Below are 14,005 nucleotides of genomic sequence, written 5' to 3' on the forward strand. Positions count from 1 at the left end.
CCGCACCCGCAGGGGTACGGCGGCCCGCCCGTCCGGTCCGGTCGTCAGGATCCGTGGGCGCCGTCAGGTTCCGGCGATGTTGTCGCTCCGCTTCGAGGTGGCCATCAGGAAGTCCCGGTTGAGCCGACCGATCGTGTTCAGCGGGATGCCCTTCGGGCAGACGACGGTGCACTCGCCGGCGTTGGTGCAGCCGCCGAAGCCGGCCTCGTCGTGCGCGTCGACCATGCCGACCACCCGGGTGTAGCGCTCCGGCTGGCCCTGCGGCAGCAGCGAGAGCTGGGTGACCTTCGCGGCGGTGAAGAGCATGCCGGAGCCGTTCGGGCAGGCCGCCACGCAGGCGCCGCAGCCGATGCACTCCGCCGCCTCGAAGGCCGCGTCCGCGTTGGCCTTGGCGACCGGGGTCGAGTGCGCCTCGGGCGCGCTGCCGGTCGGCGCGGTGATGTAGCCGCCGGCAGCGATGATCTTGTCGAAGGCGTCCCGGTTGACCACCAGGTCCTTGATGACCGGGAAGGCCCGGGCCCGCCACGGCTCGATGTCGATCGTCTCACCGTCGGAGAACTGCCGCATGTGCAGCTGGCAGGCGGTGGTGCCGCGCTGCGGCCCGTGCGCGTCCCCGTTGATCATCAGGCCGCACATGCCGCAGATGCCCTCGCGGCAGTCGTGGTCGAACGCCACCGGCTCCTCGCCGGCGAGGATCAGCCGTTCGTTGAGGACGTCGAGCATTTCCAGGAACGACATGTCCGGAGAGACGTCGTCGACCTTGTAGGTCACCATCCGACCCTTGTCCTCGGGGCCGGACTGGCGCCAGATGCGCAGGGTCAGGTTCACTTGTAGCTCCGCTGCGTGGGGTGGACGTATTCGAAGTTCAGGTCTTCCTTGTGCAGCACCGGGGGCTCGCCGGACGCGGTGAACTCCCAGGCCGCCACGTACGCGAAGCGGTCGTCGTCGCGCTCCGCCTCACCGTCGGGCGTCTGGTGCTCGGCCCGGAAGTGACCGCCGCAGGACTCCTCGCGGTGCAGGGCGTCGACGCACATCAGCTCCGCCAGTTCGAAGAAGTCGGCCACCCGGCCGGCCTTCTCCAACGACTGGTTGAGTCCCTCGCCGCTGCCCGGCACCCGGACCCGCTGCCAGAACTGCTCGCGCAGGGCGCGGATCTCGTCGATCGCCTTGCGCAGCCCGGCCTCGCTGCGCTCCATGCCGCAGTGCTCCCACATGATCTGGCCCAGCTCGCGGTGGAACGAGTCCACGGTCCGGTCGCCGTCGACGGCCAGCAGCCGCTGGATCCGGTCCTCGACGTCGGCGCGGGCCCGCACGGCCGCCGGGTGCGTGGCGTCGACCTTCTCCAGCGGGCCGGACGCCAGGTAGTGCGCGACGGTGTTCGGCAGCACGAAGTAGCCGTCGGCCAGGCCCTGCATCAGCGCCGAGGCGCCGAGCCGGTTCGCGCCGTGGTCGGAGAAGTTCGCCTCGCCGATCACGAAGAGGCCCGGGATCGTCGACTGGAGGTCGTAGTCGACCCAGAGGCCGCCCATCGTGTAGTGCACGGCGGGATAGATCCGCATCGGCACCTCGTACGGGTCCTCGCCGGTGATCCGCTCGTACATCTCGAAGAGGTTGCCGTACTTGGCCCCGATGGCCTTGCGGCCGAGCCGGCTGATCGCGTCGGCGAAGTCCAGGTAGACGCCGAGCCCCGTCTGGCCGACGCCGCGCCCCTCGTCGCAGACGTTCTTCGCGGCGCGGGAGGCGATGTCGCGGGGGACCAGGTTGCCGAAGGAGGGGTAGATCCGCTCCAGGTAGTAGTCCCGCTCGTCCTCGGGGATGTCCCGCGGGCTGCGGGTGTCGCCCTTGGCCTTGGGCACCCAGACCCGGCCGTCGTTGCGCAGCGACTCGCTCATCAGGGTCAGCTTCGACTGGTGGTCGCCGGAGACCGGGATGCAGGTCGGGTGGATCTGCGTGTAGCAGGGGTTGGCGAAGTGCGCGCCCTTGCGGTGGGCCCGCCAGGTGGCCGTGACGTTGCAGCCCTTGGCGTTGGTGGAGAGGTAGAAGACGTTGCCGTAGCCGCCGGAGGCGAGCACGACCGCGTCCGCGAACTCGCAGGCGATCTCGCCGGTGACCATGTCCCGGACCACGATTCCGCGGGCCCTGCCGTCGACGACGATGAGCTCCAGCATCTCGTGCCGGGTGTTCATCTCCACGTTGCCGAGGCCGATCTGCCGCTCCAGCGCCTGGTACGCGCCGAGCAGCAACTGCTGGCCCGTCTGGCCCCGGGCGTAGAAGGTGCGCTGCACCTGCGCGCCGCCGAAGGAGCGGGTGTCCAGCAGGCCGCCGTACTCGCGGGCGAACGGGACGCCCTGCGCGACGCACTGGTCGATGATGTTGACCGAGACCTCGGCCAGCCGGTGCACGTTCGACTCGCGGGAGCGGAAGTCGCCGCCCTTGACGGTGTCGTAGAAGAGGCGGTGCACCGAGTCGCCGTCGTTGCGGTAGTTCTTGGCGGCGTTGATGCCGCCCTGCGCGGCGATGGAGTGCGCCCGGCGCGGGCTGTCCTGGTAGCAGTAGGTCTTGACCCGGTAGCCCTGCTCGCCCAGCGTGGCGGCGGCCGAGCCGCCGGCCAGGCCGGTGCCGACCACGATCACGGTCATCTTGCGGCGGTTGGCCGGGTTGACCAGCTTGGCCTCGAAGCGGCGGCGTTCCCAGCGGGTCTCGATCGGGCCGTCGGGAGCCTTGGTGTCGGCGATCGGGTCGCCCTCGGTGTAGAGATCCATGTCAGGACACCAATCCGGTGAGTACGGCGAACGGGACCACCAGGTAGCCGACGCAGAGCGCGACGGAGAAGCCGAGGGCCACGGCCCGGGCCCGCCGCTCGCCGCGCGGGCTCTGCTGGCCGAGGCTGCGCAGCGCGCTGAACAGGCCGTGCCGCAGGTGGAAGCCGAGGGTGACCACCGCCAGGGTGTAGAAGAGCGTCACGTACCAGCGCTCCGGGGCGAAGTCGGCCACCACGTTGGCGTACGGCCGGCCGGGGTCGCCGACCGGGTTCAGCGTGCCGGTGGTGAGGTCCAGGATGTGGTAGACCACGAAGAGCAGGATGATCACGCCGCCCCAGCGCATGGTGCGGGCCGCGTAGCTGCCCTGCACCTTCTTGCGGTGCGCGTACTGCACCGGGCGGGCGGCGCGGGCGCGTAGGGCGAGGACGGTCGCGGCCCAGATGTGGCCGAGCACCGACACCAGCAGGCCGATCCGCAGGATCCACAGGAACCACACGCCCGGCAGCAGCGGGGTGCCGAGCTCGCGCAGCCAGTGCGCGTAGTGGTCGAACGAGGTCGCCCCCGTGAAGATCTTCAGGTTGCCGAGCATGTGCGCGATCAGGAACGACACCAGGACGATGCCCGTCACCGCCATGACGGCCTTCAGGCCGACGCTGGAACGGATGGGCGACCGAGTTCTTGTGACTACCACGCGATCGACGCTAGGAGCAGTTGATTCAGTCGTCCAATGCATCGACCTCGTAGTCTTGATAGCTATAGGCTATGTAGATGCAGCTCCATCAGCTGAAGTACTTCGTCGCGGTGGCGGAAGTACGACATTTCACCCAGGCGGCCGACATCGTCGGCATCACCCAGCCATCCTTGAGTAAGCAAATTCACGCCCTGGAGGACGGCCTCGGCGCCCCGCTGTTCGAACGGGTAAGGGGCAACATCACGCTCACCGCGGCCGGCGAGGTGCTGCTGCCGCTGGCCAAGCGGATCCTCGCCGACGTCGACACCGCGACCCGCGAGGTCCAGGAGCTGGTCGGCCTGCGCCGGGGCCGGGTCCGGCTCGGCGCCACCCCCAGCCTCGCCACCTCGCTCGCCCCGCCGGTGCTGCGCCGGTTCCGCGACGCCCACCCCACCATCGACCTGCGGGTGGAGGAGAGCGGATCGCAGGACCTGGTCCGCGACCTGCTCCGCGGCGACCTCGACCTGGCACTGATCATCATGCCGGCCCAGGGCACCGACCCCGGGCTGCGCGCCGACCCCATCCTGCGGGAGAGCCTGGTGGTCGCCTCCGTCGAGGAACTGTCGGTGACGCCGGAGACCGGGCAGCTGCGCATCACCGACCTGCGCGAGCAGCCGATGGTGATGTTCCGGGAGGGCTACGACCTGCGCGACGCCACCCTCCAGGCCTGCCGGGAGGCCGGCTTCGAGCCGACCATCGCCGTCGACGGCGGCGAGATGGACGCGGTGCTGAGCTTCGTCGAGGCCGGGCTGGGCGTCGCGCTGGTCCCCGGCATCGTGGTGGCCCGCCGCCCGGGCGTACGCGTCACGAGGCTGGCCCCACCCGGCGTGCGGCGCACCATCGCGGTCGCCCGGCGCCGCGACGTGGTGCCCACCCACGCCGGCCGGGAGCTGCGCCGGATACTGCTCGACTACGTCCGCGACGCCACCAACGACGGGGACCTGCCGCCGGGCGTCGAGCCCCTCTGACGCCGCCGCCCGCGCGCCCGGCCGCACGGGTCCCACGGCCCCGGGCCGTGCCGGTCCCAGGCGGCCCGGCCGTGCCGGCTGATGCCGCCAGGTGCGCACGACGGAAGGCGCCCGCCCCCCGCCTGCCTGCCTACGCTGCCCGCATGGCAACGGGCAGCGCCGTGGTGATCGGCGCCAGCATGGGCGGCCTGCTGACCGCCCGCGCACTCACCGAGGCGTACGAGCGGGTCACCCTCGTGGACCGCGACCTGCTGCCCGAGCGGGCGGACAGCCGCCGGGGCGTACCCCAGGGGCGGCAGTTGCACGTCCTGCTGACCCGAGGCCGGCAGGCGTTCGAGGAACTGCTGCCCGGGATCTCGGCGGAACTCGCCGCCCACGGCGTGCCCACGGTCGACCTGCACGAGCAGGTCCACTGGTACAACAACGGCCACCGGATGCGGCGTGCCCCGTCCCCGCTGGTCGCCCTCGGGGTCAGCCGGCCGCTGCTCGAACAGGTCGTCCGGGCGCGCGTGGCCGCCCTGCCCGGGGTGCGGATCGTGTCGGGCTGCGAGGTGGCGGGCCTGACCACCACCGCCGACCGGGGGCGGGTCACCGGCGTACGGCTGCGTCCCCGCGACGGGGAGCCGACCACCGTCGCGGCCGACCTCGTCGTCGACGCCGCCGGCCGGGGCACCCGCAGCCCGGTGTGGCTGGCCGAGCTGGGCTACCGGCCGGCGCCGGAGGAACGGGTGAAGGTCGGCGTCACCTACCTCACCCGCACCTACCGGCGGGAGCCGCACCACCTGGAAGGGCTGCTCGGCGCGCTCACCAACGCCGTGCCCGGCCAGCCCCGGGCCGGCATCGTCACCGTGCAGGAGCAGGGCCGGTTCGCGGTGGCGCTCAGCGGGATGCTGGGCGAGGAGCCGCCGGCCGACGACGAGGGCATGACCGCCTTCGCCGAGACCCTCGCCGCCCCGCAGATCGCCGACCTGCTGCGTACGGCGCGACCGGAGGGCCCGCCGGCGACGATGAGGTTCCCGGCCAGCGTACGGCGGCGCTACGAGCGGCTGCGCCGCTTTCCGGCCGGCTACCTGGTGGTGGCCGACGCGGTGTGCAGCTTCAACCCGGTCTACGGGCAGGGCATGACGGTGGCCGCGCTGGAGGCCCTGCTGCTGCGCCGACTGCTGCGGGGGTCGTCCGACCGGCTCGCCCGGCGGTTCTTCCGGGGCGCGGCCCGGCTGATCGACGGGCCGTGGTCCATCGCGGTCGGCACGGACCTGCGCTTCCCCGAGGTGCCCGGCCGGCGCTCGCCGCGGGTACGTCTGGTCAACGCGTACGTGGGCCGGCTGCACGCGGCGGCGACCCGGGACCCGGCGCTGGGCGCGGCGTTCCTGCGGGTGGTGAACCTCGTCGACCCGCCGACGCGGCTGCTCTCCCCGCCGGTGCTGCTGCGGGTGCTGCGCGGGTCGCCCTACCGGCCCTCGGCCTCGTCCATCGCGCGGTAGATCCGCTGCTCCGACACCGGGTACGGGGTGCCCAGCGCCTGGGCGAAGACGTTCACCCGCAGCTCCTCGACCGACCAGCGGATCTGCCGGACGGCCGCCGACTGCCGGCGGCCCGGCGGCAGCGCGGCGAGCATCTCCTGGTACTCCTTCTGCACCACCGCGACCCGGTCCTGCTGCTGCTTGTCGCGCTGCGGGTTGCCCGGCAGCCGGTCCAGCCGCCGCTCGATCGCGGTGAGGTAGCGCAGCAGGTCGGGCAGGCGCGCGTAGCCGGTCTCGGTGACGAACCCCTTGTGTACCAGGCCGCCCAGCTGGGCCCGGACGTCGGCCAGCGCGGCCACCACCGCCAGGTTCCGCGTGGCGCCGAGGCGCTGCTCGACCGCGTACGCGGCGGCGAGCACCCGACGGACGCGGTCCATGATCTCGACCACGGTGTCGACCAGGTCGGCCCGGACCTTCTCCCGCAGGGCGGCGAAGCCCTCGGCGTTCCAGGCCGGTCCGCCGGCGTCGCCGATCAGCTTGTCGATTGCCGCCCCGGCCGCGTCGGAGATCAGCTCCTGCACGCCGCCGTGCGGGTTGCGGCTCAGCGCCAGCTTCGCCTCGTTGCTCAACCGCCCCTGGAGGAACTTCGCCGGTGACGGCACGGTCAGCCGCAGCAGCCGCCTCGTGCCGGCCCAGTGCGCGGCCTCCTGCTCCGCCGGCGAGTCGAAGACCCGCACCCCGACGGTGTCGCCCTCGTCGACCAGAGCCGGGTACGCGGTCACCGCGTACCCGGCGCGCACCTGCTCGATGGTGCGAGGAAGATCGTCGATGCTCCAGGTGCGGAGGCCCGTCCGGGCGACGTCCGGTGCGGCGGCGGCCACGACCTGGCGTACCTCCGCCTTGAGCCGGCGTTGCAGGGCCGGCAGGTCCTTGCCCTCGGCGACCGGCTTGTTCTCCTCGTCGAGCACCCGGAAGCTGACCCGCAGGTGCGCGGGGAGCCGCTCGGTGTCCCAGGCGTCGCGGGGCACGGTGACGCCGGTCATCCGGCGCAGCTGCCGGGTCAGCGCGTCCAGCAGCGGCTCCTCGCCGGCCGGCATCGCGGCCAGCGCCGCGCGCGCGTAGTCCGGCACCGGTACGAAGTTGCGGCGCACCGCCTTGGGCAGCGAGCGGATCAGCGCGATCACGAGTTCCTCGCGCAGCCCGGGCACCTGCCAGTCGAAGCTCTCCGCCGGCACCTGGTTGAGCAGGGGCAGGGGGATGTCGACGGTCACGCCGTCGGTCGGGGTGCCCGGCTCGAAGCGGTAGGTCAGCGGCAGGGTCACCCCGTCGGCGGACCACTCGTCGGGGTAGTCGGCCTCGTCCACGCCGACCCGGCCGGTGTTGACCAGCAGCTCCCGGGTGAAGGTGAGCAGGTCGGGCTGCTCCCGGCGGGTCTTCTTCCACCAGGCGTCGAAGTGCCGTCCGGAGACCACGTCGGCCGGGACGCGCGCGTCGTAGAAGTCGAAGACGGTCTGGTCGTCGACGAGGATGTCGCGGCGCCGGGCCCGGTGCTCCAGCTCCTCGATCTCCGTCAGCAGCCGCTGGTTGTCGGCCCAGAACCGGTGGTGGGTCTGCCAGTCGCCCTCGACGAGGGCGTGTCGGATGAACAGCTCGCGGGACAGCGCCGGGTCGATCCGGCCGAAGTTGACCTTGCGTGAGGTGACCAGCGGAATGCCGTAGAGGGTCACCTTCTCGTAGGCCATCACGGCCGCCTGCTTCTTCTCCCAGTGCGGCTCGCTGTAGCTGCGCTTGACCAAATGCGTCGCCAGCGGCTCGACCCACTCGGGCTCGACCCGGCCGGCGACCCGGCCCCAGAGCCGGGAGGTCTCCACCAGCTCGGCGGCCATCACCCAGCGCGGCGGCTTCCTGAACAGCGCCGAGCCCGGGAAGAGCGCGAACTTCGCGCCCCGGGCGCCCAGGTACTCGTGCTTCTGCGCGTCCTTGAGCCCGACGTGCGACAGCAGGCCGGGCAGCAGCGACTGGTGCACCTTAGGGGTGTCGATCTCCTCCGGCAGGTCCGCGCCGCCCCGGCGCCCGCCGCCCGCGTCGCGCGTCGGTCGCCCTTCCTCGGGCGTACGCAGGACCTGGCGCAGCTGGCTGACGATGTCCTGCCACTCGCGTACCCGCAGGTAGTTGAGGTATTCGGCCTTGCACATCCGCCGGAACGCGCTGGACGACAGCTCGCGCTGCTGCTCGCGCAGGTGCCGCCACAGGTTGAGCAGCGACACGAAGTCCGACTCGCGGTCGGTGAACCGGGCGTGGGCCTGGTCGGCCTGGGCCTGCTTCTCGGCGGGCCGCTCGCGCGGGTCCTGGATCGACAGCGCGGCGGCGATCACCATCACCTCGGTGGCGCAGCCGTTGCGTTCGCCCTCGACGACCATCCGGGCCAGCCGCGGGTCGACGGGGAGCTGGGCCAGCCGCCGGCCCAGTGGGGTGAGCCGCTTCGCCGGGTCGGCCTCGGTCGGGTCGAGCGCGCCGAGCTCGTGCAGCAGGTTGACGCCGTCGGCGACGTTGCGTCGGTCCGGCGGGTCGATGAACGGGAACGCGGCGATGTCGCCCAGCCCGATGGCGGTCATCTGGAGGATGACCGAGGCGAGGTTGGTACGCAGGATCTCCGGGTCGGTGAACTCCGGGCGGGAGAGGAAGTCCTGCTCGTCGTAGAGGCGGATGCAGATGCCGTCCGAGGTACGCCCGCAGCGCCCCTTGCGCTGGTTGGCCGACGCCTGCGAGACCGGCTCGATCGGCAGCCGCTGCACCTTGAGCCGGCTGCTGTAGCGGGAGATGCGGGCCGTGCCCGGGTCCACCACGTACTTGATGCCGGGGACGGTGAGCGAGGTCTCCGCGACGTTGGTCGCCAGCACCACCCGGCGTCCGGCGTGCGGGGCGAAGACGCGGTGCTGCTCGGCGGTGGAGAGCCGGGCGTACAGCGGCAGGATCTCGGTGCCGCGCAGCGCCGGCTTCTTCTCCACCAGCTTGCCCAGCGCGTCCGCGGTGTCGCGGATCTCCCGCTCGCCGCTGAGGAAGACCAGGACGTCGCCGGGGCCCTCGGCGGCCAGTTCCCCGACGGCGTCGCCGATGGCCTGGACCTGGTCGCGGACGTTCTCCTCGTCCTCGCCGTCGTCGTCGCCCTCGGCGAGGGCGACCAGCGGCCGGTAGCGCACCTCGACCGGGTACGTGCGCCCGGAGACCTCGACCACGGGCGCCGGTACGCCGTCGGGCTCGTCGGCGGTGGGCGGCCCCGCGAAGTGCCGGGCGAAGCGCGCCGTCTCGATGGTCGCCGAGGTGATGACCACCTTGAGGTCGGGGCGGCGGGGGAGGAGCTGGCGCAGGTAGCCGAGGATGAAGTCGATGTTGAGGCTGCGCTCGTGCGCCTCGTCGATGATCAGCGTGTCGTACTGGCGCAGCATCCGGTCGGTCTGCAACTCGGCGAGCAGGATGCCGTCGGTCATCAGCTTGACCAGGCTGCGGTCGCTGACCTGGTCGGCGAAGCGCACCTTGTAGCCGACCACGTCGCCCAGCTCGGTGCCGAGCTCCTCGGCGATGCGGTCCGCCACCGTACGCGCGGCGAGCCGGCGCGGCTGGGTGTGCCCGATCAGGCCCGTGATCCCGCGCCCCAGCTCCAGGCAGATCTTCGGCAGCTGGGTGGTCTTGCCGGAGCCGGTCTCGCCGGCCACGATCACCACCTGGTGGTCGCGGATGGCGGCGGCGATGTCGTCCTTGCGTTCGCTGACCGGCAACTGGGCCGGATACGTGATCACCGGCACGGCGGCGCGGCGGTTATCGAGCACCGCCTCGGCCCGCGCCACGTCGGCGGCGATCTCGCCGAGCGCCGACTCCCGGCGCTGCGGGTCGCGCAGCCTGCGCACCCCGTCCAGGCGTCGTTGCAGGCGACGCTGGTCGCGGAACATCAGGGGACTCAGGCGGCGGTGCAGCTCGCGGACGGGGTCGGTCGCGGCGGGTGCGGCTGGATTCTGCATGTCGTCGCCAAGGATAGGCAGCCGCCGGCCGGACCGCTCCCGGGTTACCGCCGCACCGCCCCCACCCGTCCCGCCCACGCCCGTCGACGGCGGCCGGGCGGGGAGCGCGCGGGATCGGTCCGCCGGACTAGAGTGGGGCGCCGACCGACCTTGGCCACGGGGGATGGGATGACGATGCGGGACACCGACCGGGCCCTGGTGCAGGCCGCCACGGCGGTCGCCAAGCTGCGCTGCCGCAGCGAGAACCACACGGTCGCCGCCGCCGCGCGGACCACCGACGGCCGGGTCTTCACCGGGGTCAACGTCTACCACTTCACCGGCGGTCCCTGCGCCGAGGTGGTCGCGGTCGGTGCCGCCGCCACCCAGGGCGTCACCGAGCTGGAGACGATCGTCGCGGTGGGCGACCGGGGGCGCGGGGTGATCCCGCCCTGCGGGCGCTGCCGGCAGGTGCTGCGCGACTACTTCCCCACCGTCCGGGTCATCGTCGGGCCGATGGACGCGCTGCGCGTGGTGCACGTCGCCGAACTGCTGCCGGAGACGTACGTCTGGGCCGACCAGCAGCTCGACGGGCCGACCGGCCCGGTTCCCGCGCCGCGACCGGCCGACTGACGCCCCGACCGACCCCGGTGGCCGCCGTCAGTCGCCGGCGGCGGCCTCCAGGATCGACCGGGGCATCGGCACGCTCTCGAACCGCACGATGCCCTCCGGCACCATCCAGCTCATCACCTGGACGCTCAGTCGCCCGGCCCGTACGGCCGGGTCGTTGTGGTAGAGCTCGCGGGCCTCCTGCGGGGAGACGGAGAGCACGACGAATCCGCGCGTCTGCTCGTCGTCGGCGTCGACGAAGGGTCCCGCAGCCAGGACGAGCCCCTGCTCCACCAGCCCCGCCTGGTGCGCCAGGTGGGCGTCCTGCAACCGGTCGACCGCGTCGAGCGGCAGCTCCGGCGCGTCCGACGGCCGGAGGAGGAGCACCACGGTGTGCTGGTCGAATCGCATGCCCCACACACTAGGGCGGCCAGGGCCGCCGCCCGCCCGGATCCTCGCCGGATGCCCTGGTCGGCGCCGCTCGGATCGACAACGGCGGGTCGGGCGGGCCGGGCGTCCCGCCACGGTGGGGTGGGGCGACCTCACGGCTGCCGCGCGTCACCCGTCACGGAGTCGCTGGCGGCGCGCCGCAGCGAGCGGTACCGGGGGAGGTCCTCGCGGGCCGGCCCGACCCGGGGGACCCGCACCGCCGGCTGGTCCGGCACCCGGGGCGCTTCCCCGCTCTCCGTGACCAGGTCCTCGGTCTCCTGGACCAGGTAGTGCGGCCGACGCTTGGTCTCGTAGTAGATCCGGCCGATGTACTCCCCGATCACGCCCAGGATGGTCATCTGGATGCCACCGAGACCGATCACGCTGACGATGATCGTGGTGTAGCCGGGCACGTCGATGCCCTTACTGACGGCGTCCGCGACCACCCAGGCCATGTAGACCACCGCGATCAGGGTGAGGAACAGGCCGCCGTAGATCGCCAGGCGCAGCGGTCGGTTGTTGAACGACAGCAGCCCGTCGAACGCGTAGTTGAACAGCTTGCCGAACGTCCACCGGCTCCGGCCCGCCTGCCGGGTCTGGTTGCCGTGCGCGACCACCACCGTGCGGAACCCGATCCAGGAGAACAGCCCCTTCGAGAAGCGGTTGTACTCGGGCATCGCCAGCACCGCGTCCACGGCCAGCCGGGACAGCAGCCGGAAGTCGCCCGCCCCGTCCAGCAGCCGTACGTCGATCCACCAGTTGACCAGCCGGTAGAAGGAGCGCGAGGCGAGCATCCGGACGAACCGGTCACCACGCCGGTCCCGGCGGGCGATCACCTGGTCGAAGCCCTGCCGGTACAGCGCCATCATGTCGGGCAGCAGCCACGGCGGGTGCTGGAGGTCGGCGTCCATGATCACCACCGCGTCGCCGGTGGCCCGCTCCAGCCCGGCCAGCATCGCCGCCTCCTTGCCGAAGTTGCGGCTCAGCGACGTGTACCGCACGCAGGGGTCGTCGGCGGCGAGCCGGCGCAGCGCCACGAGGGTGCCGTCGGAGCTGCCGTCGTCGACGTACACCACCTCGATCTCGACGTCGGTCAGTTCCGCGACCGCGGCGTTCACCGCCGCGTGCAGCCGCTCCACCGAGGCCTCCTCGTTGAAGCAGGGCACCACCACCGACAGGCGCACGCCCGTCACCCCGCCCGGCCGGTGCCCGAGGGCGCCCGCCCCGCGCCGGCCCGGTCAGAGGCGGTAGACCAGCACACCATCGATCTCCTCCCGGGTGACGCCCAGCCCGTCGTAGGGCCGGTCGGCGATGCCTTCCCACGGGGTGCCGGCGGCCCAGCCCGGCAGGGCCACCACGGAGCGCACCCCGATGCCCCGCAGGTACGCCACGCTGCCCGCGTCGGGGAAGGCGGCCGTCGCGGCGCGGGTCTGCGCCTGGGTGACCGGCTCGAACCCGGCGAGGCCGTTGGTGACCCTCGGGAACCCGTCCGTCGTCCACGACATGAAGATCAGATCGAGCGCGCCGCCGGCGGGCAGCACCAGCATCGGCTCCGTCGCCGCACGCATGGCCGCCGGTGGCGTGGGCACCACCGGATGGGCCGTCCGGTTGACCCCCTCCAGCCCCACCAGGGCCAGCGGCACCAGCAGCAGCACCGGCGCCAGGAGCCTCGCCCGGCCCCGCGACGACCACCGTCGCACCGCCTCGGCGAACACCGTCACCGTGCCCGCTGCCAGGATCGCCAGCAGCAGGCTGGTCCAGTGCATCATCCGGCCCGGGGTCCGCAGCGCGTCCCAGCCCGGCAGGTGCTTCGACAGCGTCAGGTAGCCCGGGTCGCCGTCGCCGCCGAGGGTGACCCCCAGGCCCAGCAGCACCGTGATGAGCACGCCGAGTGCCACCGCGACCCGGCGTCGGGCCGGATAGACCGAGACGAACAGTCCCGCCGCCGCCAACGCCAGCAGCACCATTCCGGGCAGCAGAGCCATCTCCGGCGGCCAGGACAGCTGTTCGCGGGCCGCCGCATGCCGCTCGCCCCACCACCAGGAGTCCGCCGGGGCGGTGACGAGGCCGATCAGCGGCGGCGAGAACATCTCCGTCCAGGCCAGCGACCGCTCGGCCTGCGGATTGAGGTCGACGACCCGCAGGTAGACCAGACCCAGCAGCAGTGTCACCGCCCCGAAGGCGGCCCCACCGGCCAGGTCGGCGACCAGCAGCCGCCGGCCGAACGCGGGCCTTCTCCCGCGTCGCCACCACGACCAGCCGTAGCCGCCGGCCCCGACCAGCACCGCGGCCAGCAGGAAGTAGACCAGGGGCAGCCCGATGCCGAAGCCCAGGCTGACCTGCCACGCGGCGACGAGCCAACCCGCCAGGGCCCAGCCCGGTCGCCGGCGCTCCGGTCGGTAGCCGTGCCGCAACGACCAGCCGTGGCCGCGCGCCAGCATCGCCAGGCACAGTGCGATCCCGCCGCTGGAGAGGATGTTCAGGTGACCGGCGTGTGCCAGCCGCCACGGCGCGTACGCCCACGCGACGCCGGCGACCGCCCCGCCCAGCCGGCCGGCCCCGAGTTGCCGGGCCAGCGCGTACGCCCCGACGAAGGCCAGCGCGTGCACCAGCACGTACGTCACGTTGTAGCGGACCAGGGCGGCCTCGAAGCCCGAGCCGAGCATCCCGAGCGGGGCGTATCCGAGCAGGGTGTCGCTGTATGCGTACGTGTGGGTCTCGGGGAAGAACGTGTTGGAGTGCCAGAGCCCGGCCGGGTTGGTGAGCAGGGCGTGCCCGGCCCAGGCCATCTGCCACGCCTGCAAGGTGGGGTCGCCGATGTCGCCGGGGATCGTGCTCGCCGGATGTCGCATCGTCGGCCAGGTCAGCACCACCGCCAGCAGCAGCCCGCCGAGCACCGCCAGCGTCCATTCGTGCCGCAGCCATCGCCATCGCTCCCGCCGGCCGGGCGCTCCGGCGGCGGGCACCCGGTCGCCGTCGGCGATCTCGGCGGGTGGTGGGGCGTTCGTGGACCCGGTGGTCATGAAGATAGATGATTCACGATGTGGCTCGT

10 protein-coding genes are annotated in these 14,005 nt (G+C 72.7%); 3 read left to right on the plus strand and 7 right to left on the minus strand.

Features of this window, described 5'->3' with window-relative positions:
* Nucleotides 1-63 precede the first annotated feature (63 nt).
* From KBX06_RS11355 to KBX06_RS11365, 3 genes are read right to left on the minus strand one after another with little or no spacing between them, the layout of a single operon-like run.
* Entirely contained in the window at nt 64-828 is a 765-nt protein-coding gene (locus KBX06_RS11355) for a succinate dehydrogenase/fumarate reductase iron-sulfur subunit (RefSeq protein WP_210834442.1), read from the minus strand.
* A complete protein-coding gene (locus KBX06_RS11360; RefSeq protein WP_210834443.1) occupies nt 825-2,762 on the minus strand; it encodes a fumarate reductase/succinate dehydrogenase flavoprotein subunit in 1,938 nt (645 codons plus the stop codon). The genes KBX06_RS11355 and KBX06_RS11360 overlap by 4 nt, the downstream gene beginning before the upstream one ends.
* A gap of 1 nt (nt 2,763) precedes the next feature.
* Nucleotides 2,764-3,495, minus strand: coding sequence for a succinate dehydrogenase cytochrome b subunit (locus KBX06_RS11365; RefSeq protein WP_210834444.1), 732 nt, complete (start codon nt 3,493-3,495; stop codon nt 2,764-2,766).
* Nucleotides 3,496-3,530: 35 nt separating this feature from the next.
* Here KBX06_RS11365 and KBX06_RS11370 point away from each other — a divergent pair, with 35 nt between their 5' ends.
* Both KBX06_RS11370 and KBX06_RS11375 read left to right on the plus strand, forming a co-directional pair.
* Complete coding sequence (locus KBX06_RS11370) at nt 3,531-4,460, plus strand: LysR family transcriptional regulator (RefSeq protein ID WP_210834445.1); 930 nt, start codon at nt 3,531-3,533, stop codon at nt 4,458-4,460.
* 143 nt (nt 4,461-4,603) lie between these two features.
* A complete protein-coding gene (locus tag KBX06_RS11375) occupies nt 4,604-5,944 on the plus strand; it encodes an NAD(P)/FAD-dependent oxidoreductase (RefSeq protein WP_210834446.1) in 1,341 nt (446 codons plus the stop codon).
* Here KBX06_RS11375 and hrpA read toward each other — a convergent pair.
* Entirely contained in the window at nt 5,911-9,939 is a 4,029-nt protein-coding gene (gene hrpA, locus KBX06_RS11380; RefSeq protein ID WP_210834447.1) for an ATP-dependent RNA helicase HrpA, read from the minus strand. The two genes, KBX06_RS11375 and hrpA, sit on opposite strands and share 34 nt — an antisense overlap.
* A 174-nt stretch (nt 9,940-10,113) precedes the next feature.
* Here hrpA and KBX06_RS11385 point away from each other — a divergent pair, with 174 nt between their 5' ends.
* Nucleotides 10,114-10,548: a cytidine deaminase gene (locus tag KBX06_RS11385; RefSeq protein WP_247685706.1), complete on the plus strand. Its 435-nt coding sequence runs from the start codon at nt 10,114-10,116 to the stop codon at nt 10,546-10,548.
* Nucleotides 10,549-10,575: 27 nt separating this feature from the next.
* Here the strand turns inward: KBX06_RS11385 and KBX06_RS11390 are convergent, their stop codons facing one another.
* The 3 genes from KBX06_RS11390 to KBX06_RS11400 all read right to left on the minus strand — a co-directional run bounded on the left by KBX06_RS11390 (nt 10,576) and on the right by KBX06_RS11400 (nt 13,976).
* Nucleotides 10,576-10,935 carry a YciI family protein gene (locus KBX06_RS11390; RefSeq protein WP_210834448.1) on the minus strand — a complete coding sequence of 120 codons (360 nt, stop codon included), beginning with the start codon at nt 10,933-10,935 and terminating at the stop codon, nt 10,576-10,578.
* 131 nt (nt 10,936-11,066) lie between these two features.
* Nucleotides 11,067-12,146 carry a glycosyltransferase family 2 protein gene (locus KBX06_RS11395; RefSeq protein ID WP_210834449.1) on the minus strand — a complete coding sequence of 360 codons (1,080 nt, stop codon included), beginning with the start codon at nt 12,144-12,146 and terminating at the stop codon, nt 11,067-11,069.
* 45 nt (nt 12,147-12,191) lie between these two features.
* A complete protein-coding gene (locus tag KBX06_RS11400) occupies nt 12,192-13,976 on the minus strand; it encodes a hypothetical protein (protein WP_247685707.1) in 1,785 nt (594 codons plus the stop codon).
* Between the last annotated feature and the right edge of the window lie 29 nt (nt 13,977-14,005).

The sequence above is a fragment of the Micromonospora sp. C31 genome (assembly GCF_018070575.1).
In the GTDB taxonomy this organism is placed as follows: Bacteria; Actinomycetota; Actinomycetes; order Mycobacteriales; family Micromonosporaceae; genus Micromonospora.

Bases quoted from the DNA above. Each gene is read 5' to 3' on its own strand.
- KBX06_RS11360 (WP_210834443.1), bottom strand. From the start codon at position 2,762: ATGGATCTCTACACCGAGGGCGACCCGATCGCCGACACCAAGGCTCCC.
- KBX06_RS11365 (WP_210834444.1), bottom strand. From the start codon at position 3,495: ATGCATTGGACGACTGAATCAACTGCTCCTAGCGTCGATCGCGTGGTA.
- KBX06_RS11370 (WP_210834445.1), top strand. From the start codon at position 3,531: ATGCAGCTCCATCAGCTGAAGTACTTCGTCGCGGTGGCGGAAGTACGA.
- KBX06_RS11375 (WP_210834446.1), top strand. From the start codon at position 4,604: ATGGCAACGGGCAGCGCCGTGGTGATCGGCGCCAGCATGGGCGGCCTG.
- hrpA (WP_210834447.1), bottom strand. From the start codon at position 9,939: ATGCAGAATCCAGCCGCACCCGCCGCGACCGACCCCGTCCGCGAGCTG.
- KBX06_RS11385 (WP_247685706.1), top strand. From the start codon at position 10,114: ATGCGGGACACCGACCGGGCCCTGGTGCAGGCCGCCACGGCGGTCGCC.
- KBX06_RS11390 (WP_210834448.1), bottom strand. From the start codon at position 10,935: ATGCGATTCGACCAGCACACCGTGGTGCTCCTCCTCCGGCCGTCGGAC.
- KBX06_RS11400 (WP_247685707.1), bottom strand. From the start codon at position 13,976: ATGACCACCGGGTCCACGAACGCCCCACCACCCGCCGAGATCGCCGAC.